The sequence below is a fragment of the Providencia sp. PROV202 genome, from assembly GCF_028479565.1.
Taxonomy (GTDB): domain Bacteria; phylum Pseudomonadota; class Gammaproteobacteria; order Enterobacterales; family Enterobacteriaceae; genus Providencia; species Providencia zhijiangensis.
This window is the reverse complement of the sequence record NZ_JAMPNV010000007.1, coordinates 38882-64147: the sequence shown is the minus strand read 5'-3', so window position 1 is coordinate 64147 and position 25266 is coordinate 38882. Positions and strand designations below refer to the sequence as shown.

The 25266-nt window shown below is 42.8% G+C and carries 21 protein-coding genes; 9 read left to right on the top strand and 12 right to left on the bottom strand.

Features of this window, described 5'->3' with window-relative positions:
• Positions 1 to 28: 28 nt before the first annotated feature.
• The 3 genes from PR799_RS04750 to PR799_RS04740 all read right to left on the bottom strand — a co-directional run bounded on the left by PR799_RS04750 (position 29) and on the right by PR799_RS04740 (position 3358).
• Entirely contained in the window at positions 29 to 232 is a 204-nt protein-coding gene (locus PR799_RS04750) for a YbdD/YjiX family protein (protein WP_036955629.1), read from the bottom strand.
• A gap of 101 nt (positions 233 to 333) precedes the next feature.
• On the bottom strand, positions 334 to 2487 hold the full coding sequence (locus PR799_RS04745; protein ID WP_036955633.1) for a carbon starvation CstA family protein: 2154 nt from the start codon (positions 2485 to 2487) through the stop codon (positions 334 to 336).
• Between the two features lie 394 nt (positions 2488 to 2881).
• A complete protein-coding gene (locus PR799_RS04740) occupies positions 2882 to 3358 on the bottom strand; it encodes a WG repeat-containing protein (RefSeq protein WP_272521379.1) in 477 nt (158 codons plus the stop codon).
• A 371-nt stretch (positions 3359 to 3729) separates the two neighbouring features.
• On the opposite strand from PR799_RS04740, the gene PR799_RS04735 reads away from it, so the two are divergent.
• The gene (locus PR799_RS04735; protein WP_272521378.1) at positions 3730 to 5337 is read left to right on the top strand and encodes a GMC family oxidoreductase; all 1608 of its coding nucleotides are present in this window, start codon (positions 3730 to 3732) and stop codon (positions 5335 to 5337) included.
• A 48-nt stretch (positions 5338 to 5385) separates the two neighbouring features.
• Here PR799_RS04735 and purT read toward each other — a convergent pair whose 3' ends face one another.
• The gene (gene purT / locus PR799_RS04730; RefSeq protein ID WP_272521377.1) at positions 5386 to 6564 is read right to left on the bottom strand and encodes a formate-dependent phosphoribosylglycinamide formyltransferase; all 1179 of its coding nucleotides are present in this window, start codon (positions 6562 to 6564) and stop codon (positions 5386 to 5388) included.
• Between the two features lie 161 nt (positions 6565 to 6725).
• The gene (rarD, locus tag PR799_RS04725; RefSeq protein ID WP_272521376.1) at positions 6726 to 7652 is read right to left on the bottom strand and encodes an EamA family transporter RarD; all 927 of its coding nucleotides are present in this window, start codon (positions 7650 to 7652) and stop codon (positions 6726 to 6728) included.
• A gap of 642 nt (positions 7653 to 8294) precedes the next feature.
• Here rarD and PR799_RS04720 point away from each other — a divergent pair.
• On the top strand, positions 8295 to 8924 hold the full coding sequence (locus PR799_RS04720) for a response regulator transcription factor (RefSeq protein WP_154627588.1): 630 nt from the start codon (positions 8295 to 8297) through the stop codon (positions 8922 to 8924).
• 758 nt (positions 8925 to 9682) lie between these two features.
• Here the strand turns inward: PR799_RS04720 and PR799_RS04715 are convergent.
• The 3 genes from PR799_RS04715 to PR799_RS04705 all read right to left on the bottom strand — a co-directional run bounded on the left by PR799_RS04715 (position 9683) and on the right by PR799_RS04705 (position 12963).
• Complete coding sequence (locus PR799_RS04715) at positions 9683 to 10315, bottom strand: helix-turn-helix domain-containing protein (protein ID WP_272521375.1); 633 nt, start codon at positions 10313 to 10315, stop codon at positions 9683 to 9685.
• A 218-nt stretch (positions 10316 to 10533) separates the two neighbouring features.
• The gene (rimO, locus tag PR799_RS04710) at positions 10534 to 11868 is read right to left on the bottom strand and encodes a 30S ribosomal protein S12 methylthiotransferase RimO (protein WP_272521374.1); all 1335 of its coding nucleotides are present in this window, start codon (positions 11866 to 11868) and stop codon (positions 10534 to 10536) included.
• A 165-nt stretch (positions 11869 to 12033) separates the two neighbouring features.
• On the bottom strand, positions 12034 to 12963 hold the full coding sequence (locus PR799_RS04705; protein ID WP_154627591.1) for a DUF7916 family protein: 930 nt from the start codon (positions 12961 to 12963) through the stop codon (positions 12034 to 12036).
• Between the two features lie 266 nt (positions 12964 to 13229).
• Here PR799_RS04705 and PR799_RS04700 point away from each other — a divergent pair, with 266 nt between their 5' ends.
• From PR799_RS04700 to efeB, 5 genes are all read left to right on the top strand, one after another.
• Positions 13230 to 13787 (top strand): iron transporter, encoded by a 558-nt coding sequence (locus PR799_RS04700; RefSeq protein WP_036955660.1) that lies wholly within the window; start codon positions 13230 to 13232, stop codon positions 13785 to 13787.
• Positions 13788 to 13888: 101 nt separating this feature from the next.
• On the top strand, positions 13889 to 14227 hold the full coding sequence (locus tag PR799_RS04695; protein WP_036955670.1) for a cupredoxin domain-containing protein: 339 nt from the start codon (positions 13889 to 13891) through the stop codon (positions 14225 to 14227).
• Positions 14228 to 14235: 8 nt separating this feature from the next.
• The gene (locus PR799_RS04690; RefSeq protein ID WP_154627592.1) at positions 14236 to 15093 is read left to right on the top strand and encodes an FTR1 family iron permease; all 858 of its coding nucleotides are present in this window, start codon (positions 14236 to 14238) and stop codon (positions 15091 to 15093) included.
• The gene (locus tag PR799_RS04685; protein ID WP_272521373.1) at positions 15086 to 15973 is read left to right on the top strand and encodes an EfeM/EfeO family lipoprotein; all 888 of its coding nucleotides are present in this window, start codon (positions 15086 to 15088) and stop codon (positions 15971 to 15973) included. Before PR799_RS04690 ends, PR799_RS04685 begins: the two co-directional genes overlap by 8 nt.
• Positions 15974 to 15984: 11 nt before the next feature.
• Positions 15985 to 17274 (top strand): iron uptake transporter deferrochelatase/peroxidase subunit, encoded by a 1290-nt coding sequence (gene efeB / locus PR799_RS04680; protein ID WP_272521372.1) that lies wholly within the window; start codon positions 15985 to 15987, stop codon positions 17272 to 17274.
• Positions 17275 to 17347: 73 nt separating this feature from the next.
• On the opposite strand, the gene PR799_RS04675 is transcribed toward efeB, so the two are convergent.
• From PR799_RS04675 to PR799_RS04665, 3 genes are all read right to left on the bottom strand, one after another.
• Positions 17348 to 18082 (bottom strand): vWA domain-containing protein, encoded by a 735-nt coding sequence (locus PR799_RS04675; protein WP_272521371.1) that lies wholly within the window; start codon positions 18080 to 18082, stop codon positions 17348 to 17350.
• A 144-nt stretch (positions 18083 to 18226) separates the two neighbouring features.
• Positions 18227 to 19114, bottom strand: a complete 888-nt coding sequence (locus PR799_RS04670; protein ID WP_272521370.1) for a hypothetical protein — start codon at positions 19112 to 19114, stop codon at positions 18227 to 18229.
• A 180-nt stretch (positions 19115 to 19294) separates the two neighbouring features.
• The gene (locus PR799_RS04665; protein WP_154627597.1) at positions 19295 to 20230 is read right to left on the bottom strand and encodes a LysR family transcriptional regulator; all 936 of its coding nucleotides are present in this window, start codon (positions 20228 to 20230) and stop codon (positions 19295 to 19297) included.
• 144 nt (positions 20231 to 20374) lie between these two features.
• On the opposite strand from PR799_RS04665, the gene PR799_RS04660 reads away from it, so the two are divergent.
• Positions 20375 to 22201: an adenine deaminase gene (locus PR799_RS04660; RefSeq protein ID WP_272521369.1), complete on the top strand. Its 1827-nt coding sequence runs from the start codon at positions 20375 to 20377 to the stop codon at positions 22199 to 22201.
• Positions 22201 to 23544, top strand: coding sequence for an NCS2 family permease (locus PR799_RS04655; RefSeq protein WP_154602381.1), 1344 nt, complete (start codon positions 22201 to 22203; stop codon positions 23542 to 23544). The genes PR799_RS04660 and PR799_RS04655 overlap by 1 nt, the downstream gene beginning before the upstream one ends.
• Positions 23545 to 23619: 75 nt before the next feature.
• Here the strand turns inward: PR799_RS04655 and mdlC are convergent, their stop codons facing one another.
• Positions 23620 to 25251, bottom strand: coding sequence for a benzoylformate decarboxylase (gene mdlC, locus PR799_RS04650; protein WP_272521368.1), 1632 nt, complete (start codon positions 25249 to 25251; stop codon positions 23620 to 23622).
• Positions 25252 to 25266: the final 15 nt, after the last annotated feature.

The following is a 25266-nucleotide window of genomic DNA, read 5'->3' as shown; positions in this document are numbered from 1 at the left end:
TCATGCCATTCATTGATAAGAAAGTTCGTTAACAGCAGCGAAATCCGCCTTTACCACTGCCGCCATAGCGAGCATCTTGTCGTTCACGAAAAAACTCTTTATAGGTCATCACAGGTTTATCGGGGTGATTATCTTTCATGTGCTGCACGTAAGTATCGTAGTCGGGGATCCCCACCAGCATACGCGCCGCCTGCCCTAAATATTTACCCGTTTTACCCAAGTTTCCAAACATAACCATCTCCAAAGGCAAAATGCCCGACATTGTGTTTTCGTACAATGTCGGGCTTCCCTTACTGTTTCGAGTGAAACTTAACTCGATGCATTATTCTGCTCTTAGTGTGAAGATGACACTTTCACACCCTCTTTAGGAACAGGGACATAAGGGGTTTCTTTATCTGTACGATTTGGGTTTTTATGAGCTTTCATTCCCACACGGATACCGTAGAAGATAATACCGTAAACCACGACTAAGAACAGAATACTCAGACCCGCATTAGTGTAGTTATTAATAATAATGTGATTCATATTAGTAATTTCTTGTGCCGTTAACTCAGCACCACCCGCGGCGATTTTCTCTTTGTAAGATTTCGCTAAGTATAAGAAACCTTCCAGTTGAGGATTATCGCTGAATAATTTCAGTCCCAGTGCCCATGTGGTACAGATTAATAACCATACCGCTGGTAACACAGTGACTAAGATGTATTTACTGCGTTTCATCTTAATTAATACAACCGTACTCAGGACTAACGCTACCGCTGCCAGCATCTGGTTGGAGATACCGAACAGTGGCCACAAGCTCTTAACGCCGCCCAGTGGGTCAACAACGCCTTGATACAGTAAATAACCCCATAAGCCTACACATCCTGCTGTACCAATGATCCCAGCAAACAAAGAGTCGGTTTTCTTCAGGAATGGCACGAAGTTACCCAGTAAATCTTGCAGCATAAAGCGGCCAGAACGGGTACCCGCATCCAGTGCCGTTAAGATAAACAGTGCTTCAAACAGGATACCGAAGTGATACCAGAAGCCCATATTGGCAGCAGGCATAATTTCGTGGAATACAAATGCAATACCGACAGCTAAGGTTGGCGCACCACCCGCACGGTTCAGAATCGAAGGCTCACCGATATCTTTTGCTGTTTGCATGATTTGTTCAGGCGAAATCACAAAGCCCCATGAACTGACTGTTGCTGCTGCATGAACAGACACATCTTTCAGTTGCGCCATAATTGCCGCGCCATCAGGGCCACCCAGCTCATGCAGGTTAGGCATAGTGATACCTAATGCTGATGGTGGAGTGTTCATTGCAAAGTACAAGCCTGGCTCGATGATAGAAGCGGCCACTAACGCCATGATAGCCACGAAAGATTCCATTAACATCGCACCGTAGCCGATGTAACGCGCGTCTTTTTCGTTCGCTAACAGTTTTGGCGTCGTACCTGAAGAGATTAAGGCGTGGAAACCGGATACCGCACCACACGCAATGGTGATGAACAGGAATGGGAACAGTGTACCTTTCCAAACTGGACCAGAACCATCAACAAACTGTGTCACCGCTGGCATTTTCAGTTCAGGGTTCAGGATAACAATACCCACCGCTAAACCAACGATAACCCCGATTTTCAGGAATGTTGCTAAATAGTCACGAGGTGCCAGAATCAGCCATACAGGCAGTAACGCGGAAACAAACGCATAACCGACTAAAGCATAAGTAATGGTCGTATCTTTAAAGGTCAGTGCTGGGCCCCAGTAAGGGTCATGAGCAATTACACCACCAAACCAAATAGAAGCGACTAACAGTGCAATACCGATAACGGCAATTTCACCCACACGTCCCGGTCGGATATAGCGCATGTATATCCCCATAAAGAGCGCAATCGGCACAGTGGAGCAAACTGTGAACACACCCCACGGGCTTTCTGCCAGTGCCTTAACCACGATCAGTGCCAATACGGCCAGGATGATGATCATAATTAAGAAGCAGCCAAACAGCGCTAGCGTACCAGGGATTGGACCCAATTCTTCTTTAACTATCTCACCAAGGGATGCACCGTTACGGCGTGAGGAGATAAACAGTACCATAAAGTCCTGTACCGCCCCCGCAAGGACAACCCCTGCCAGTAGCCACAATGTTCCCGGTAAGTAACCCACCTGAGCCGCCAATACAGGTCCAACTAATGGACCCGCCCCTGCGATAGCCGCAAAGTGGTGACCAAACAGAACGTTTTTATTGGTTGGAACATAGTTTAAGCCGTCATTATTAATGACTGCTGGTGTCGCACGCGTTTCGTCCAGCTTCATCACTTTTTTAGCGATATATAAGCTATAGTAGCGATAAGCAATCAGATACACCGCCACAGACGCGACGACGATCCACAATGCACTAATGTGCTCGCCGCGTCTTAGCGCGACAACTCCTAAACAGATTGCACCGATGATCCCGAGGATCATCCATGGAATGTGTTTTAAAATACCATTTTTGTTCATAGAACACCCTTCTGAGGTAGAACGAACATGCCATTAATACGTGATTACCGTTTATTAAACTGCGAAAACGTTGTTTTTAGTCGTTTTCGATGAATAACAAATGATTTTTTAATAGGCAGTGGTTGAATGATTTTGAATGTAAAAAATTGAGTTCTGCCATAGTGGGTATGGTAAGAAATTACTATCAGGAAAAGCGAAAAGTTACCTTGAGTGGTGGCATACAGAATTAAGCGGTTAGTTTTTTGCAGTGAATGGTTTTCAAACGTCGCCAAACCCTCAAAAAATGTGATCAGAGTATCAAATATTTTCCATTTCAATAGGTTAAGCAATTTTTAAAATCATGTTTAAATTGTGACTTTTGTTAAATCCCAGAGGGTAATACATGAATAAAACGCTAATTCTCCCCCTTGAGCGGATTAACAATTTCTTGCCATTCTCCCCCAATCCACCAGTGATGTTCTCCGTCGGTTTGCCGCTCACACTTCTCGCCGACCTTGGCTTTACCATTTTCGAATGGATATGCACAATCATAAATCGGCTCAATCACAATCTCTCCAGTTTGTGCGTTGGCATAACCTATTTTTTCCCCTTGACGAATTCGGTATAGCCCTTCACTTGCAGGGTCAAGACCATTATCAAAATAGTAGAATTGATACACTTCATTACCTTGCTTATCCACGAGCCTGATACCACTTTTTTTATATACGCTTCCTTTAAGGCAATACAGGAAAGGTGAAGAAGGTTCAAAGCAGCGGATTTTTTCGCTTTCATCTTCCGCCATTAACTGAAACTGTTCTTCGAGTGGCATGGCAGCTGCCATCGTCGTCAACACAGAACCCATCAGCATGCTTTTTATTAGTATCGCTTTCATTCGTAAAGGCGCCTCTCATTTTATTAGACACCCAGCATCCCTTAAAGCATTCCTAATGAATATCAGATAATCACGCAATTGCTTTTATATGTCTTTTTCATGCCCTTTTCTCCCACACTATTTTTCACTATAGATACCCTCAACCAATAAAATATTAACTTATTAATAAAATAAAACTTAAAACTAAATAATTATGAAATTTATATTTTCCTTTTAAATAACAATAATTAGAGAAAACCAAAAAAATAGTTACATAGGAAATTATTTTTGAAGTGAATCACAATAACAGAACATTATTTATACATTAATAACTCAAAGGCGTTATTGTTAATTAAATGATGATTGAATGTTAAGTTCAATGAGGAAATGAAATGAGCACACAAAAATATGACTATATTATTGTCGGTGCAGGCTCCGCAGGTTGTGTTCTCGCCGCACGCCTGATCCAAGAAACCCAAGCTCGCGTGCTGCTTATTGAAGCGGGCGGTAGCGATAACCACATGTTTATCCGTATGCCAGCTGGCGTAGCAAAAATTATTGCCCAAAAAAGTTGGCCCTATGAAACCGAACCAGAACCTCACGCCAACAACCGCAAAATGCAAATTGCTCAAGGTCGCGTGCTCGGGGGCAGCAGTTCAGTCAATGGCATGATCTACATTCGCGGGCAAAAGCAGGATTATGATAACTGGGCACAAAAGTATGGATGCGAAGGCTGGGGCTATCAAGATGTCCTACCGTGGTTTAAAAAAGCCGAACGCAATGAAAGCCTAACCGGAGAATACCACGGCACTGAAGGACCTCTTCCCGTCAGTGAAAACCGTTATCGCCATCCACTTTCGATGGCATTCATTCAAGCGGCTCAAGAACATGGTTTACCTTACGTTAATGACCTTAATGGAGAGAGCCAACAAGGAACCAGTTTCTATCAAACCACCACACATAATGGGGAAAGAGCAAGCACCTCCAAAACCTATTTGAAATCAGTGGCAAATAGCGACCGTTTAACTCTCAAACTTAATACCCAAGTAAACCGCATTATTATTCGCGATGGACAAGCAATTGGCGTGGCTTACCAAGGCAAAAATGGTCACGAAGTCGAAGCCCTTGCCTGTGAAGAAGTGTTGGTTTGTTCCGGCGCAATGGGATCAGCGAAGTTATTGATGCTCTCTGGTATCGGCCCTGAAGAACACCTTTCTTCTTTAGGGATCAAAACCGTAGCGAATTTACCCGTGGGCAAAAACTTTCACGACCATTTGCATATGTCCATCAACGTCACCACCAAAGAGCCAATCAGCTTATTTGGCGCCGACCAAGGCTTTGCCGCTATCAAACATGGTTTTGAGTGGATGGCATTTCGCAGTGGGCTACTCGCCTCGAACGTTTTAGAAGGCGCCGCCTTTAAAGACAGTTGCAACCAAGGTCGCCCAGATGTGCAAATTCACTTTTTGCCTATTTTAGATAGCTGGGATGATGTGCCGGGGGAGCCGCTACCTGCCGCTCACGGTTTTTCACTGAAAGTCGGTTACTTACAACCTAAGTCTCGCGGGGAAATTTTACTGCGTAGCCAAAACCCGCAAGATCCGTTAAAAATTCACGCGAATTACTTGGCTGAACCAGAAGATATGGCAGGTTGTAAACGTGCAGTAAAATTCGGTTTAGCAGTATTAAGCCAGCCATCATTGCAAGCCGTCAGTAAAAATACATTGATGCCGCCTGCCCAAGTTCAGCATGATGAGGCGCAATTAGAAGAGTTTGTGCGTAATTTCTGTAAAACGGTTTATCACCCTGTTGGCACTTGTCGTATGGGAACCGATACCGCAAATTCCGTCACGGATTTACGTCTTCGCGTTCATGGGATCAACAAACTACGTGTGGTGGATTGTTCTGTGATGCCAGAAATCCCAAGTGGCAATACCAATGCGCCAACCATCATGATTGCAGAGCGTGCAGCCGCGATGATTATTGAAGATAGGCAATAATCCCCTAAAAAGCCCCCCGCCAGAACCTAACATGGCGGGGGATAATCACTATCCTGTTACTTTCACTCGAGCCGCCGCTGTTTTTGCCATCTCTAGGGCTTGCTCAATCGAATCTCCGACCGCGAGCGCCACCCCCAAACGGCGAGTCCCCGCAATTTCCGGTTTGCCAAATAAACGCAATTGAATATCAGAATCAAGTGCCTCATGAATGCCCGAAAAAACCACATTCCGACTATGCAGCTCTGGTAAAATCACGGCCGATGCGCTCGCACCATACTGGCGAATAGTGCCAATCGGTAAGCCTAAGAAAGCACGAACATGTAATGCGAATTCAGATAGGTTTTGAGAAATCAACGTCACCATGCCAGTGTCATGAGGACGAGGAGAGACTTCGTTAAAAATGATCTCATCGCCACAGACAAACAGCTCCACACCAAATAAGCCGAATCCACCTAAAGCGGTGACAATTTTCTTCGCCACGTCCTGCGCTTTTTGCAACGCAACGTCACTCATCGCTTGCGGCTGCCAAGATTCGCGATAATCACCTTTTTCTTGGCGATGCCCCACTGGTGCGCAGAAATGCACACCGTCTGCCGCGCTAATGGTTAATAAGGTAATTTCAAAATCGAAATTCACCATTTTTTCAACAATCACGCGCCCTTGACCTGTACGTCCACCTTCTTGGGAATAATTCCACGCACTATCAAGCTGCTCCGCGGAGCGAATGATGCTCTGCCCTTTCCCCGATGAGCTCATGACTGGCTTTACAATGCAGGGAAAGCCAATTTCATGGGCTGCGGCTTCAAAATCCGCTTTCGTTTCCACGAAGCGGTATTCAGAGGTTGGGAGCTGTAGCTCTTCAGCTGCTAAACGGCGGATCCCTTCACGGTTCATGGTTAAGTAAACCGCATTAGCAGATGGCACGACTTTTTGACCTTGCTTTTCGAGTTCCACCAACGTTTTGGTGGCAATCGCTTCAATCTCAGGCACGATAAAATCCGGTTTCTCACTCGCAACAAGTTGGCGTAGTGCTTCACCATCCAACATATTGATGGTGTAACTGCGATGAGCAACATGCATCGCGGGTGCGTTGTCATAGCGATCCACTGCAATCACTTCAATACCCAAACGCTGGCACTCAATCGCCACTTCTTTACCTAACTCCCCCGAACCGAGAAGCATAACTTTTGTCGCGCTAGAACAAAGTGCAGTACCTAATTGGCTCATGATAATGACCTTATATCCCCATAGATAAATGCTGCTACATAAAAGATGATGTCTAAAAAGATGGCAGGGATTATATACGCAATCGTTTGCTTTGACCATAATAGAAGCGCAGCCTGCTGACGGTATTCTCCGTAAACAGGCTAATTGATTAAAATCACAGGTTAAATTTGAGGAGGTTCATCTCGCCCGGTCACATAAGGTTGGCGGCGCGCACCTTTGCCATAGCGTTTATGAAGCAGCGCTAACACACAAAACAGTAGGCCAATCCAAATCAAAGTGAAGCTGACACCTTTGACCCAATCGAAAATTTCATTAAACAGGAAAACGGCTAACAAGAATTGAATTGTTGGCTCTATATATTGTGCTAAACCAATCACCGTTAATGTGGTGCGTTTAATCGCTGCAGTGAAAAAGAGTAATGGAATAATTGTCACAGGCGCCGCCAACATGTACAGCACTTTGGTTTGCCAATCACCATTTTCTACCGCACTCATTCCATGTGCGGATAACCACCATGTAATACCAACCGCTAGGGGTAATAACCAGAGCGCCTCTAAAAACAGCGAGGTGATAACATCAAAACGAATAAATTTACGGATCAAACCATAAACCGCAAAGGCACTTCCCATCACTAAGGCTAAAACGGGCAGTTCCCCATATTGAATAATTTGGTAGGCAACGCCTGAGAAAATAAATACCACCGCGAGTTTTTCTGCGAAAACTAAGCGCTCTCGCAAAAAAATCACCCCAAGCAAGATGGAAAATAAGGGATTAATAAAATAACCCAAGCTCGCGGCCAGTACTTGTCCATGGGTTAAGGCATAAGTGAAGGTTGTCCACGACACCGCCATAATCGAGGAGCTAAAAAAACATAGCACAATTGAACGTTTATCTGCCCACACTTGTTTCCACAGGGATTTATTCTTGATAAGCAACCGAATAAAAAATAAGAACGGAAGAGACCAAATCAGTCGTTGCGCCAGTAATTCTGTGGCTTGAGCATCTGGAAGTAACCGATAAAACAGCGGGGTTATCCCCCAAAGAATATAAGAAAAGATAGCTAATGCTACCCCGGAACGCAGCAACATAATTTATCCGTATGAAAGTGTTGGTTGATTTTTCTTCTCTATAATACGCCAATAACGGAAAGATAGTAGGTTGAAGTGCAAACTATCACTAAGGTTATCGACCAATTCATTCACACTAAACACTTCTATTAATGATACACAAACCAATAGTGCAATATTTTTTAAGGTAATTATTACGTGTATTCACTCACTTTTTTAGAGTACTTTGCAATTTTACTGAGATAATTTTAATGACTTCATCACAAAACTTAAAAACAGATAAAAATTATCAAGAAGGATGATTAATTAAATTTCATAAAATTGCTAATAGTGCTTTTTATGACTAACATTTTGCGATATTATTACTTAGCTAAATAACATTTTTTTCATGTTATCTAGAAAACATAATAATCGTAAGACAAGCTTAAAACTCTATCTTGTTACAAAACATTAAACAGATGTTACGTTTTGACACACACTTTAACTTTTGTTTCTTTTTTATATTAAAATTAGACTAGTACTTTTTTTAATATCAATTACGTTCAGCAATAATCTATAAAAAAGAATAGTTGAAAATATATTGCCATTTTCATCGGTAAATTATTCTCATTCTATTAAACTACGTTAATTTTAATGTCAAATCCGTTTAACAGGAGTTTGGTGATGAATAGCGCCATTCATGTAATCGTTGAAAACGATAATGTCTTTAAGAATAAACTGAAATCAAAGATGGAATCTTTTGATTTTATTTTTAAATTCTATAATGACGAAGAGGTATTTATTAGTACTTATACTTACCCTAAAGAAGAGAATGCAACGGATTGTGTTTTATTATTCGTAGGCAATAACTCAAGTCATATTAATAAATTAAAAAATCTTACTCAATCTTTAGCTGTAGTCCCTGTTATCGTCATCGCAGAAGAACCTTCCGCGGCACTATGCAGAGACTGTTTCAAGGCTGGAGCCTTTGATTTCTATGCATTTCCATTTGATGACAGAGTGTTTCTAAGCGCTATTCAAGGAGCTAATGAACACTTTGATAAACAAAATGAAAATCATAAAAAATATATCTATTTAGCCGATAAATTCGACCGTCTTTCTGCAAGAGAGCGTGAAATCATGGACATGATTTTAGACGGTAACACCAGCAGAGAAACGGCTGAAAAACTATCATTATCACCAAGAACCGTAGAAGTACACCGTTCAAATATTTATACGAAACTAGGAATAAAATCACTGCCTCAATTAATCCAAGAGTATGAATATATTAATACTTATTCTGCAAACGCTTAATTATCTTTATTCACCAGCCCCCCTTCCTGCCTAATGGTTTATCAAAAAATCATTAGGCATTTTTTCATCTTCGAGAACATCCAGAAAAATATAATTAAATTTAGATTTTTATTTAGATAACGATTTAGTTTAATCATTTAACTTAGCTATCCACTTAACTATTCGGTTAACTATTCGGTTAACTATTTTTCACTATCAAACTTAGCATAACGATTATGCATTCTATTTCGCTTTATTAATTTACCACCCTAAAATAACTATTTTTTATATCAATAGTGGAAAATTAAATAAATTGCACTATCATTTTCATACAAGGAAACTGTTACTCTAGTTATTAATAACAAAAATCGCATTTATAGCTAAATATAAGATTAATATATTTAGTTTAAAATAAAATATAAACCTATATATATCCCCATAGCCACTTACTCTAACTGTGAGTGTGTGTATTCACTGAAATAAAAACCTATAACGTCAAATTAAAACCAATTCCTAAAAAAAAGCGTACTGAGATCAACATACTTATCGATAAAATAGGTTGATAATCTTAGCTCTTTTTCATTTCTTCTCTTTCGTTTCGCTGCAAGGCGTGGCTGAGCCCACAATCAATATACATTGATATGTTGGGCTTAGCGATTACCGTAAGGCTGTGTGATTTGAATGCTTCGAACGTTTTCAGCATTACTGCTGAAAATCAGTAGAAGCTTTTTTTATTGGCAGGACTGTTTTTATTGACGGAACTGTTTTTATTCACAGAGCTATAGCTTGTATTCACGAATATCAATCTGATACTGCTTCAACTTGCGCCACAGTGTCGTTCGTCCCATATTTAACGCTTGATGCATCTCCTGAATTTTTCCGCCGTAAGCCAGCGCGGCTTCGATAATTAACGCTTTTTCCACTTCATGAATGTTCAAGTCATGGAACAGATTATGTCCGAGAGTCTTCTCTGAAAGTTTTTGCCAGTAAAAGTGACACTTCAACTTTTCACTGATTTCTCGCCCTAGGGTAAGAGTGAGTGCTAACAATATATTGCTGCTGGTTGGCTCCCCACGTAATACCAACGTGGCTAGCAACCGCGTTTCATCATAAATAGGGGCAAAATAATAAGTATATCCTTGTGAGTTAATCGGCTGGTCATCTAACGAAGTGACCTGCATTTGAGAGAATATCCAAGATGGCAACATAGCGCCGCTGTCTGATTTACGGTTAGACCATAAGGTTTGACCGTTTTTATCCAACAACATTCCTTCAATGTCGAAATCATGGATAGGTGATAAGCCACTAGTGATGGCTTCACTTGCCAGTTGTATCAACAACTCCGGATTAATGGAGCATGACGATTTTTCTGTAAGCTGTGCGAGTTTGGGAATTGTAAAATCAATAGTCATAATCAGCCTTATTCTTCGATAAGTATTCTCCCTGATTATGTCAAGTTATCAGTTAAGTTTTATATCCTAGATCAAGTTATGATTTGATAGATTTTGGCGGGATGATATAGATCAAGTATTTGAAAAATAGAAAAAACCCAAAATGGTGGGTTATATCGAAAAAAGCCTGCGAAAGTGATCCGCAGGCTAAATTTTGAGCCAGATAATAGCCTATTTTTTTATTTGCTAACAACGGTGCCCCACAGGTCATATTCATCAGCATGCTCAATCAGCACTTTAACGATATCCCCTGCTTTCACATCAAACTCGCCATTAAGGTACACCATGCCGTCAATTTCTGGCGCATCGGCCATACTACGGCCTACAGCACCTTCGTCATCGACCTCGTCGATAATAACTAAAAGCTCGCGCCCCACTTTCTCTTGTAAGCGCTGAGTGGATATCTCTTGCTGAAGCTGCATAAAGCGATGATAACGCTCTTCTTTAACCTCTTCAGGGACTTGATCAGCCAGTTCATTCGCTTTTGCGCCTTCAACTGGGCTGTATTTAAAGCAACCGACTCTATCTAATCGAGCTTCTTGTAAGAAATCCAATAGCATCTGAAAATCTTCTTCTGTCTCACCAGGGAAACCAACAATAAACGTCGAACGCAATGTCAACTCAGGACAAATTTCACGCCAACGTTTAATACGCTCTAACGTTCTTTCTACCGCACCCGGACGTTTCATCAGTTTTAAAATTTTCGGGCTAGCGTGCTGTAATGGAATATCCAAATAAGGTAACACTTTACCTTCGGCCATTAATGGGATCACATCATCAACATGTGGGTATGGATAAACGTAATGCAGACGAACCCAAACGCCCATAGAAGCTAACTGTTCACATAATCCAACCATGCTGGTTTTTACTGGCTGGCCATCCCAGAACCCTGTACGGTGTTTAACATCCACACCATAAGCAGACGTATCTTGAGAAATCACCAGTAACTCTTTCACACCTGATTCCACTAAACGCTTGGCTTCATTTAGTACATCGCCAATGGCACGGCTATCTAAGTCACCACGCATCGAAGGAATGATGCAGAAAGTGCAACGGTGGTTACAGCCTTCCGATATTTTTAAGTAAGCATAATGTTTTGGCGTTAATTTTACGCCTTGCTCTGGGACTAAACTAAAGAACGGATCATGCTCTGGTTTTGGCACATAGTGGTGAACGTGATTTAACACTTGTTCATAACTATGTGGGCCCGTAATTTCTAATACCTTCGGGTGAACTTCACGGATTTGGTTCTCTTTTGCGCCCAGGCACCCTGTCACAATCACTTTACCATTTTCGTTCAACGCTTCGCCGATAGCTTCTAACGATTCTTGAACGGCACTATCAATAAAGCCACAGGTATTCACGATAACCAGATCGGCATCGTCATAGCTAGGGACGACTTGGTAACCATCAGTACGCAGCTCCGTTAGGATACGCTCTGAGTCAACGAGGTTTTTTGGGCAGCCAAGTGAAACAAAGCCAATCTTTGGCACTGAATTCGTATTTTGCGACATAGCTCACTTCTTTATTATGTTATAGATATTGTTTTAAAAAATGGGCTGGATTTTACCTGAAGTATAGCGGGAATTGTATATTTTTTTGGCGGTGGAAATGACATTTAGAACGAAATTCCTGCGCCATTTCTAGCGCAGGAATTTCACTCAGAAAAACAGCAAAAATTAGCGGTTAATTGAGCGGGCGATACGGGAATAGGTGTGTCTAACACCGCGTATCACAATACTGTAATTCAAAATATTCTCTGGCAAGGCAATGCCGTTATAACCCGAGTCACCAATATGATGTAAATCTGTTCCTGCCATTTTACACATTAAAGCAATCTGGCGGATGGTTTGCAGGTCTGCCCCTTCTTGGGACGTGCCAATCGCCGTCATGGTCATCACTCGCTGAGAATGGCAATAACTCACCATTTTCTGCACAAATTCCGACGATATTCCCGGAACAGTTCCCGGTGCTGGCAATAAAATAATATCCGCACCACTCTTAATAAAGGAATGAATATCCTCTTCGGTAATTAACTGCTCAGCAGACGCATTGAGGACTCCCGCTGCATGCATTTTTCCCGTAATAAGAACGATATCTTCCCCCACCACCGCTTTGAGTTCTTTAAGGCTTTGGTTGATTTCTTGATTGGTGACGCCATTCCCCGGATTCCCGGTCAGGACAATAATATCTGCCCCCATCTGCTTTAATTTCAGGGCATTTTTGACGGTAGCCAAACGTCCTTCAGAAATTTTCCACTGTTTATCTTGATGGGGATTATTAAACCCTGCAGGAACAGGTTCCAAATTCACACCAATCGCACGTCCTGTTAAGTGCTTTAAGGTACGGATAATGTCATCGGGTGCAATGCCTTCTGGTAAACCTTGCATCACAGGATTATTCACATCAAAAACATTCAATAGCAAAATGTCGGCACCTTGGCTTGCTGCCAGTTCCGCATTGGTGACATTCATCAAGACCGGCTGAATAGTCCCAATAGTTTCACTCACCAGTAATCGCCCTTCGCTAGCTTTAATCGCTTCCAGTAAGCTTTTCTTATTCATTTTTACAATTTCAGAAGCGGAACAATCCAAATAACGTTTTTGCATCTCCAGTACCTCGATTTTATACCTAATAAATACCGATCAACGTTTCGACTATAGCATGTGAAACCCACTACGGTGTCTGAAGCAAGTCACCTTTCTAATACTTATTTTTTATCACTAAAAAAGAAAGCATTAACACTTTGATTAATATTAAATTTAAATATATTCATAGTAAGGATTGGATATAAGCCTAAAACATTCTGCTTGTTTTTGATTAATAGTAATGATTATCATTATGCTTCTAACTTCATTCAGGTAAGGATGTCACAATGAAATTCGCTTATCAGGCAGCCGTTTCAGGCTTAGCCTTATTCTCTCTATCCGCCTTTGCTCAAGAGTATCCTCTCGGTCACCCAGTCATTAAAAACGGCATGGAAATCCAAGGTGTTTATTTACAGCCTATCACCATGGACACCGAAGAAGGTCATCACAAGATGGCTCACCTGCCAGCGGATAAAGCCGACGTTCACTTAGAAGCCGACATCCACGCCGTAGAAGATAACCCTAACGGCTTTGCAGAAGGCGATTGGATGCCTTACTTAACTGTCGAATATACCGTCACCAAGCTGGGCGATAAGCCACAGACTCAATCAGGTACCTTTATGCCGATGGTCGCAAGCGATGGTCCTCACTACGGTGAAAATATTAAACTGGATGGTAATGGTAAATATCGCGTTACTTATAAAATTTACCCACCATCACACAATCAACAAGCTGCTTTCGGTCGTCACATTGATAAAGAAACTGGGGTTGCGCCTTGGTTCGAACCGTTTGAAGTCTCTTGGGACTTTGACTATGCCGGCATAGGTCGCAAAGGCAGTTACTAATTTTTCAATGATGCGCTGAGGGCTTTCGCGGGGGTAATATTCCGCGCGAGCCCTTTTTCGCTAGTAAGGAACTCTTAATTTTCAATAAGTTTGAGCCAACAATGAAAACATTACTCAGCTTTTTACTGGTTTTTATTTGCGCATTACTTCCGCAATCAGCCTTAAGCGCCGAAAAATATACTGTTGAATTAGAAATGAAAAATGGGGATTTAATCCCACGCGTTCTGGAAGTGCCAGCAAAAACCATTATTCGTATCAAAATTACCAATACAGGCACTGAACCCGCAGAGTTTGAAAGTCTGCAACTGCGCAAAGAAAAAGTATTAGCCCCTGGCGCCAGTTCAGTGGTGGTTATTGCACCTTTAAAACCAGGTAGTTACACATTTTTCGACGATTTCCATCTGTCACATCCAAAAGGCGAGATCATCGCTAAAGAGTAGGATTCAACATGGGACAAGTTCTCTTTGTAGTTTGGCGCGAAAGTTTTGAAGCGCTATTAGTTATCGGCATCATCTATGCGTGGATCAAACGCCACCCTGATGCTCGTAATGGGATGAAATTCCTCTGGGGCGGTGTTGGGCTAGGCATCGCTATGTCCATCTTACTGGCTCTATTAATTTACGGCGTATTTAATGTCCTTGATGACACCGGGCAATCTATTTTCATGATAGTCATGGAGATCCTCGCCTGTATCTTGATTGTTCAAATGGTCTATTGGATGAACAAAAGCGGCGGCTCGATGAAAAAAGAGCTGGAATCAGGTATCAATCGTAATGCCGAACACCACAGTTGGTGGGGAGCGACCTTGATTATCGCCATCGCGATTGCCCGTGAAGGCAGCGAAATTGTCGTTTTCCTTTCCAGTTTTATCATGTCGTTAACCGCTGAAAATGCTAACGAATTTATCTTTGAAGTTGCCGCGGGTATCGTTATTGCGGGTATGACTCTGTATGCCTTCTTATTAACTAACCGAATTATTTCATGGAAAATTTTCTTTAAAGTCACTGGTGTGATTTTACTGTTCCTCGCCCTCTCCTTACTGCTCCGTGGCGTTGAAGAGATTTCAAACTTAATGATTGAGTTTGACTATCCAATTCCTGAATTTTTAATCTACCCAGCATGGGATACCAGCGCATTACTGGATGACTCCGGTGTGGTTGGCAACTTTATCTCATCATTCTTTGCATACCGTTCACAGCCAATTTGGCTCAGTGTCATCACCTTTGTTGTCTATTGGATTGTGATCCTCGCACTGTTTGTTTGGAGCAAAAAACATGCCGCTAAACGGAACTTACAAAATGCGTAAAATCACCCGCTTAGCCATTAGCGTAATCGTCGCTTCACTCGTGGCATCGACTGCCTATGGCAAAGCCCTACGCTCCCCTGTGCAAACAGGGGACAACATCATCATTGCTAAGGGGGATATTCCCACCCCTGAAAAATATCAACCCGCCATTCAAGAATACTTATCCTTCGTCAACAAGGAGTTAAGTGAAATGGTGGTGCAATTAGAAAAACTCAATCAAAGTGTGCAAAAAGGTCAATTAGCGCAGGCGAAAGCGGCCTATATACAAGCCCACCAGCACTATGAAACCGTGCGTCCGGTCATTGTATTATTTGGTAATACCGACCGAACCATCAACCCTCGTGCAGATTATTTTCTAGATAAAGAAAAAGATTACCGCTTCGTGGGATTTCACTTGGTTGAATACCTTTTATTTGCAAAGCAAGATCTCAAAGCGGCGCTGCCAGCATCTGATGAGCTGTTATTAAAAGGGAAAGATTTACAAAAGCGCGTGCTGACTGAAACCATTGAAATTCCGAAACTGGTGCAAGCTTCAGCCGATTTTATGGAGATGATCCTCGAAACAAAACTGTCGGGGCAAGAGAATATTTATAGTCTCTCTGACCTGTCGGATATGGCGGCAAATGCCAAGGGTTCTCAAGCCATCATCGAGGTTATCAGCCCGTTTATTGAATCCAAAACCCTTGATCAAATAAAAGAAAATGATCAGAAAATTAATAAAATAGTGCAGTCATATCAATTAGCTAAAGGTCAATACGCGCCTTATAGCCAACTAAAACAACAAGACAAAATGGCGCTCTATTCCCTGTTAACGCAACAAGCTGAACTGCTCGCCACATTACGCGCTCAGTTAGATGTTGATGTTTACTATAAATATTAAGGCATAAATTTATGCAAGCTAAACTAAAAAGCGAGTCACAACCTTTGGGGTTTTCTCAATCTAAAGTATCTCGCCGACATGCGCTAAAAACCTTAGTCATGGGGGGCGCTATCCTTGCCGCTCCAGCCCTCAGTGCTAAAGCATCCATTGCGGATTGCGAGCTGACTTATGACAAAAGCATCAATTATTTAGGTTCACACCAAGCGGGCGTGTTAACCCCAGAACAGAAAAATGCCTCGTTTATCGCTTTTCGAATCACGTCGACGACCCTTGATAAGCTGCAAACGCTGTTCACTGTATTAACTCAACGCATTGCCTTTCTGACCCAAGTACAAAAATCTACGCCGAATCAGAATGATAAAATGCCTCCCGCAGAGTCTGGGATTTTAGGAACGCTTATTCAGCCTGATGCCTTGAGTGTCACGGTCTCCTTGGGCGATAGCTTATTCGATTCACGCTTTGGATTAGAAAAGCTTAAGCCGAACCAATTGGTGAAAATGACCAGCTTCCCGAACGACCGTTTAGAAGACAAATGGTGTGGTGGTGATGTGGTGCTGCAAATATGTGCCAATAGCCAAGAAAGCGTGATTTATGCGCTGCGCGATATTCTCCGCCACACTTCACCTTATTGGTTCCCACTCTGGAAAATCGATGGGTTCTTACCCTCAAGGGATATTGATAAACGCTCTACTCCAATTAATTTATTTGGCTTTAAAGATGGTACCGGTAATGCGCCAGCCGACGACAGCAAATTAATGGATGAGCTGATTTGGGTGACTGAGGATAGCAAAGAGCCAGCATGGTGTGTCGGCGGTACCTACCAAGCGGTTCGCCTAATTCGTTTTAATCTCGAGTTTTGGGATAGAACACCGCTAGAAGACCAAGAAAATGACTTTGGTCGCCATAAAGCAACTGGCGCACCAATGGGGATGAAGCACGAAATGGATGACCCCGCGTTAGACAAAGATCCTCATGGTGACCGCGTCTTATTTGACTCCCATATGCGCCGTGCCGAACCAAGAAATCCAACTCGCCATACCGCCAAGTTACGTCGCCGTAGTTACAGCTACTCTCTTGGCTTAACCGATAACGGCGCTCTGGATATGGGGCTGATTTTCGTTTCATATCAAAAGAATTTAAAAACCGGCTTTATTGATACTCAAAAACGGTTAAATGGCGAACCTCTGGAGCGCTACATTAAACCGTTTGGAGGGGGTTACTATTTCGTTTTACCTGGCATTCAATCCGAGCAAGACCAACTTGCTAAAGGGTTATTTGCCGCGCTGAAAGCCACTAAATAGCGCCATAAAAAAGCCCCGAATATTATTTCGGGGCTTCTAGCACGCTTATTTACAGACTGATTTTATTATCTTCTTATTTTTTGCGATCCTTCGCGTCTTGCTCAACTTCCTGTTTCCATTCCTCTGATATTGGTGCAGCATTCTGTTTGGCTTCTACGGCTTTATTGACTGCTTTATATGCCTTATCGTAACCCTTGCCATCTTGAACATAACCTGTGGCATTCGAACTCTTAATGCCGATATTATCCGCAGCCGTAATCGCATCAATATTGGCACCTAAGAAAATAAAGTCCCACTTATCTTCAACTTCTGCAGATTTAATCATAGATTTAATCTTAGCCTGACTATATTTGGTGCTACTGTTCTCTTCACCATCAGTAATAATCACAAACAAAACATTATTGTTCTTGGTGATTTTTCTATTCTCACGCATTTTCACCATGGTATCGCCAATGGCATCTAATAAAGCAGTATTGCCACCGACAGAATAGTCATCTAGCGTGAGGTTTTTAACTTTATCAATGGGTTCTCTATTGTGTAATAAACTGGTTTTATTATTAAACAACACAGTGGTAATAAAGGTTTTACCCGCTTTATTTCTATTTTCTGTCAGTACGCTGTTATATCCACCGACAGTGTCAGATTCAAATCCTGACATAGAACCGCTTTTATCCAAGATAAACACTAAGTCTAATACTTCAGTATCTTTAACGGGTTCAACAATGGATTTAGCGCCAGAGGTGCTGGAAAAAAAGAGTAGGAATGCAGCAGATATTGCAGTAAAAAATGAAGTCTTAAATAAATTCATCACTGAGCCTCTTTATAATATTATCCTAACGAAACTATCTCTTAGTTTCCGTGTTTCAACGGGATATCACATAAGATTACTCTGCTTAATTTATAAGCAAATTCTTAATTATAAAGGCGCTCAGATAAACTTAATGGAATAGACTTATCTTACCCACACACCATAATTTCTGAGTTTGTTAATTTCTTTAATAAACCCATTAAGTTTTATATATTCCTCAGCCACATGACTGGAAGGACTTTCAGTATACGTTTCGACTAACTGAACAGTTAATTGATGATATTGCTTATTTAAGTCTTGATGAATATCAACTTTGTTCGCATTTTTCAGCGTTTCCGTTAGCGCGATAATCTCATTTGCCACCGATTGAACCTGTGGATCACGGAAAGCCACTTGAGGAATTTGATAACTTAAATGCTGACTAATCGAATTATTCTCTTCATTTTGCGGTGAATTAGGCACTAAATTTTGATCGTGTTCGTTTGCAAAATATTCAATTAACTCTGATTGATCAAAACATTTTGATTTAATATCTTCTTGCTTGTATTGCTTATTTTCTGCCCCCGGCAACGCTTTGCCAATTGGGTAAGTACAACGGAATAAATTGCCATCAATCACCACGGCATTACTGCTTTTAATGGGTAAGCTTAATTCGTGCCCATAAATAGTGACATTTCTCGACGTTGGCTGATAACCCTTATATTTACCTTGCTCGGTATACACTTCCGAGAACGTGTAATACACCCCTTGATTAGGGTTTAGGATCCCACCGGAATTATGTTCAAACACCATAAATTTGGTGACATGACCGGCATCATCTTCAAGCGTATGTTCACCACTAGCTAATGATACTGAGCCATACTGGCTAGGTTCGACCTGATAATCTTTACCGTCCACTTTAAAGGAAATCGTGTTTTCTGTCGGATTGCTATAATAAAACTTTCCTTTATTTCCCATAAGATCAAGATCACCACAAGCAGTAATCAATAGCATTACTGTCGTGAGCAGGCTGACTTTCAATATAGCTTTCATGTATATCCTCAACATATTACACATCAAAAAAACAGACCAAAAAATAAACAGTCAAGGGAGGTAATCTTATTCATCTCAATAAAAATAGTTTTACGATTAGTGCTTAATACTTCTTACTTGTTGAAAATCAAACAATCATAATGAACTATAAAAAATCTGATATAGAAGTGCGCTGTAAAATTAAGATTGATGAGTAGGCGTACGACGTAATGCTCTAAATAATAGCTGAAAAACGGATTCCATCATTGGCGTTAGCGTTTGGTTATTACGCATTAAAGATATTGAGCGCATTAATGCGGGTTGTTGTAACTGTAAAACTTTTAGTTCCGGATCCCGTAAATGCACCGTGTATAACTGAGGTAAAATGCCAATCGCTAATTTCGACCTGACTAATCCATATAAGGTTTCAATATAATCGACTTGATAACGCGGATTAATATTAAAACGATTACTTTCAATTGTTGCGCTCACTAGTCGATTAATATTTCCTTTCGAAAACATGGCAATATCACGGTTATTTAACAGCTTCCACGGCAGATGAAATGCATTATCTGAAATAAATTCATCACAGTGGATCACCGCAACAAATGGGTCATCTTGTAAAGGATATAAAGTTAACTCTTCAGGAACGGAGCTATCCAATACGCCTATTCCAAAATCAATTTCGTTATTCACCAATTTATTTACTAATGCATCATTGGTTTGGTCATAAAATTCCACATTCAGCTTAGGAAAATGTTGCTGTAATTGCTCAGGAATAATCGGGAATAATAACGAACTGACAGAAGGAACCAATCCAATACGCAATGTGCCATCGCCCCCCTCCTCGATAATTTTTTGAATATCACTGAAGCCTCGGTGAGAGACACTTAAAATACGCTCCGCATGGGGTAAAATTGCGGCGCCTAACTCTGTCAACGTCACTGACGCCGCTGTGCGGTTAATTAACTTGCCGCCAATCACGGTTTCAATCTGCCGTATCGCGCTGCTCAATGCAGGCTGGCTCACCGCTAAGCGATTTGCGGTTTCGGTAAAATGACGCAGATGTGCAAGAGTCACAAAATATTGCAACTGCTTTAATGTTAATGCCGGAAGGCGCTGCCATGGCTCAGTCATTGTATTTCCTCGCAAATCGGATCGTCATTCTTATCATGATGCGCCGCATTATAACCTCTCTTTATGATTCGATAAATTTTATCATCTTGGCAAACGTTTGCCTTGCTCATAAAGTAGCGGCATAAATCTTTGAGATGGTGTTTTATGAAGCTAACAAATCAAACTCGACGTCGCGCCGTACAAGCCGCAAAAGGCGAAGTGCCTTTTGATCTTTTACTCACCAACGCCAATATTATCGATATGGCCACTGGGGAAATTCGACCTGCAGATATCGGTATTGTTGAAGGACTGATCGCCAGCGTACATCCAACGGGAAGTCGTACTGATAGTCATGAAGCCCATAATTTATCGGGAAAATTTATTTCTCCAGGTTTTATTGATACCCACGTTCATTTAGAAAGCTCTCACCTTCCTCCTGCTCGTTATGCTGAAATTGTCCTCACACAAGGCACCACAGCCGTATTTTGGGATCCCCACGAACTTGCCAACGTATTGGGATTAGATGGCGTACGCTATGCCATTGATGCTAGCCGTAATTTGCCGCTTGATGTGATGGTTGCAGCCCCCTCTTCTGTGCCGTCAACTCCCGGTTTAGAAATGTCAGGTGCAGACTTCGCAGGACAAGAGATGTCCACCATGCTGAGCTGGCCAGAAGTACGAGGTGTGGCAGAAGTGATGGATATGTTCGGCGTGCTAAATGGCAGCGAACGCATGGAAGAGATCCTCGATGCAGGATTAAACTCCGGCAAAATCATTGAAGGTCATGCCCGCGGGTTAAAAGGCGCTGATTTACAAGCCTATCTCGCTGCTGGCGTCACTTCAGATCATGAGCTTACTTCAGCGGAAGATGCCCTCGAAAAATTACGTGCTGGGCTAACACTGGAAATTCGTGGCTCTCACCCGTATCTGCTCCCTGAAATTGTGGCGGCATTACAAACACTGCCTCATTTATCCTCACAAATCGCGGTATGCACAGACGATGTTCCGCCAGACATATTGATTGAAAAAGGCGGAGTGATTGCGCTGCTGAATTTATTAATTGAGCACGGTATGAAAGCGACTGATGTGTTGCGCTTTGCGACACTCAATGGCGCAATTCGCCTACAGCGCAACGACTTAGGTTTGATAGCCGCAGGTCGCCGCGCCAACTTAGTAGTTCTTGATTCACTCGATACCTTAAAAGCTCTGCAAGTTTATGTCGACGGCAAAAAAGTGGCAGAAAATGGGCAACTTATTTCGCCAATTACCACTGAAAATACGATTTTACCGCCATGCGATACTATGCACCTGACGCCAATCTCCCCCCAAGATTGCCAGCTTCAATTAGATGACCTGCAAAATGGCACTGCACGCTTACGCCATATTAGCGGGGCCCGCTTTACTCAGTGGGGAGAGGTCGATGTTCAAGTCGAAAACGGTATCGTGCAACTGCCAGATGAATTTAGTTTGATCCGTGTACAACATCGCCATGGACGCCATGATGCCAAACCGCAAATTGCCTTACTAAAAGGATGGGGAGAATTACGAGGCGCCATTGCCACCAGCTATTCCCATGATTCCCATAACCTTGTCGTGCTCGGGCGTGATGCCAACGATATGGCGATGGCTGCCAATCTACTGATTGAAAGCGGTGGCGGTATGGCATTAGTTCAAGACGGCAAGATCCTTGCTCATGTGGCCATGCCAATTGCAGGTATGCTATCGGAATTACCTGCACCTGAGCTGGCAGAACAATTTCGTCAACTCAGAGAATTGAGCAGCCAGATTGCTGACTGGGAACCTCCGTATCGCGTATTCAAAGCCATTGAAGGTACTTGCCTTGCTTGTAATGCAGGCCCTCATTTAACCGATTTAGGACTGACTTGCGGTACCACCCGCCAGATAGTTGATGCCGTCTTAGAACGTACCGAAAGCGATAACTGTAGTAAAAATACTCATCCAATAAAAAATAATGATAGGAGCGCCAATTAATGGCTAACGATTCTCTTCATCAGCCAACATCAGGGAGTTGGTTAGAAAGGCGTTTTGCGCTGCGTGAACGTGGTAGTTCAATCAGAACAGAATGCCTCGCCGGAGCCACAGGGTTCCTTGCAGCTGCCTATTTGCTGGTGGTTATTCCCGGCCTGTTAGCCGCAGGCGGTATGGATAAAGGCGCAGCGACCACAGGCACTATCATCGTATTTGTACTCGCTAGCCTATTAATGGCGTTCTACGCCAACCTGCCTTTTATTGTGGGTCCCGGTATTGGTGGCTCGGTGTTAGTAGGGATCACCCTTGCAGGTAGTGAAGGGATTGATTGGCAAATCGGTTTAGGTATCGCCTGCTGGTCTGGAATTTTATTTTTCCTGTTAACCAAATTTGGTTTGCGTGAAGTAGTAACTCGCTCCGTTCCACAATCCATTAAGTTGGGCTTAACGGCCTCTATCGGCCTGTTTGTGGCAGTATTGGGCTTTCGTAATGCTGGTTTAGTATTAGCCAACCCAAAAACTAACGCATTAATGCTGGGGGATTTTCTCTCTCCGGGTGCCTTAGTGGCTCTCGCAGGTTTCTTTGTGGCTATCGCATTACAGGCTCGCCGTATTCCTGGTGGGATCTTATGGGCCATTTTGTTCGCTACTATACTGGGCATTCCGTTTGGCGTCACAAAGTTACCCGAAAGCTTTATCGGCATGCCGCATTCTATTGCTCCAGTCTTAGGTCAGGTAGATTTAATTGGCGCCTTAAACATCGCCTTCTTACCTTTCTTATTCGTGTTCTTCGCAGCGGAATTTTTCTCCACCATGGGAACCACATTAGCGGTTGGTGGCGAAGCCGGATTACTGGATAAAGAAGGCAACATGCCGAATATCAATCGCCCATTTATTGTGGATTCTATCGCAGCAGCGTTAGGTCCAATGGTGGGTATCCCAGCAGCAACCGCATTAATTGAATCTTCAGCAGCCGCAGAAGCAGGCGGTAAAACCGGTATGACCGCATTAGCGGCGGCGTTCATGTTCCTGCTAATGTTACTGTTCACCCCAATCGCATTAATGATCCCAGCACAAGCCACCGCACCTGCATTGATTTTAATTGGCTTAAATATGTTCAGCGGATTACGTAAAGTGGATTTAGCTAACTTTACCGACGGCCTGCCAGTATTAATGATGGTGATGATCACGTTAATCGCGAATAGCTTCGGTACAGGGATTGCAGGCGGGTTACTGTTCTATATCTTGATTAAAGCCGTGGCAGGCAAGTGGCGAGAAATCCCAATCAGCCTGTGGATCCTCGCGGTACCATTAGTGTATTACTTCTCAACGTTAGTGAAGCACTAAGTCTGCTCCCCTCTTTATTAAAATAGCCTCTATTTGAGGCTATTTTTCTATCTGTCTCTGATTTAAATCTGCAGATTAAATCAGTGGTGGAATTTGAGGCTGAATAGGCACTTCGATCACCGTTGGACCTTGGCGCTTAAATGCCTCACGGCAAGCCGCTTTGACCTCATCCACCGTCGTGGCTTTTAACGCCGTGCAACCATAACCTTTACCCAATGCCACAATATCCAAGTTTGGAATATCCAGCCCAGGAACCCCCGGCGTCTCTTCTAACACCGCGAAAGATTTTAAAATGGCATATTCGCTATTTCGTGGGATCACAAACACAATCGGTAAATTATGTTGTGCAGCGCTCCATAGCCCTTGAATCGAGTATTGCATCGAGCCATCGCCAATAATCGACATCACAGGGCGGTGTCGGCCACTGTCTTTTTCCGCTAAGGCAATTCCCACGCTTGCTGGTAAGTTCCAACCTAATGATCCACTGGCAAAGGTATAGAAAGAATCCGGTGCATCGATTGGCCATTCACGGTGCAACTCGCCAAGGTTTGATGGCGACTCCTCCACTAATATTGTCTCTTTCGGGGAAACGTCTCTCAGTGCTTTAAACAGCTGCGCTGCACTTAATACCGTTGAATTTCCTTTCACCTCAGGCGCAGCAGGATGTGGAGCCATACCATGAGACTGTTTCTCAACCTTATTTTTCGAGGCCGTTCTGGCATTCACTAACGATGTCAGTCCTTCAATGGCCAATACCGCATCACTGAGTAAGCTGTCGCCAACGGGTGCTCTTCCTACCTCGATAGGATCATCGGTAATGTGCAGTAAACGCATTCCATCTGGTAAATAACTTCCTGCTACATAAGGATAATAACGGAAAACAGGCGCCCCAATAATCAACGCCAAATCATGTCCTTTCAGCTTGTCTGACAGCGGCCCCATAGCAAAAGGCAACCCACCTGCATACAACGGATGAGTTTCAGGGAATGGCGGACGTTCCGATGCTGGCGCCGCCCAAACAGGCACATTCAATTTTTCGGCTAATGCAATGCCCGCGTCCCAGCCTTCCCCCCGCGCAATGGCGGAGCCATAAATTAATACTGAATTTTTGGCGGCATTAAACGCATCGGCAAACGCTTGTAAACGAACAGGGTCATAGCCTATGCGCTGGGAAACTTCACGAACAACCGCCTCTTGGGCAATGGCTGGTTTATCCCAATCGTCAAGGGGGATTGATAAGAAAACGGGGCCTGCTGGTGGTTGAAGTGCCATCGCATATGCTCGCATAAACGCAGCAGGGACATCTTCCGCACGCTCAGGCTGATAGCTCCACTTAACCCATGGCTTTGGAAGAGTTTCAGGCTCAATATTGGTTAGCCAAGGCTCCATCAGCAACATTTCACGGGTTTGGTTACCCGCCGTGATAATCAGTGGCGTACGGTTCATATAAGCGGTCAGAATATTACTCATCCCATTACTTAGCCCCGCAGAGGTATGCAGGTTGACCATCGCCACTTTGCGCATGCCTTGGGCATAACCATCTGCAGCTGCAACGGCAGAAGCTTCATGCAATGTTTGGATATAACGAAAATCGCTCGGAAAATCTTTTAAGAATGTTTCTTCCGTCGAGCCGGGATTCCCAAAAATAGTGGTAATGTTCAATTGACGTAGTAAATCAAAAGTCACTTGGCGAATGGTTTTCTTCATTTAAAATACCCTAAT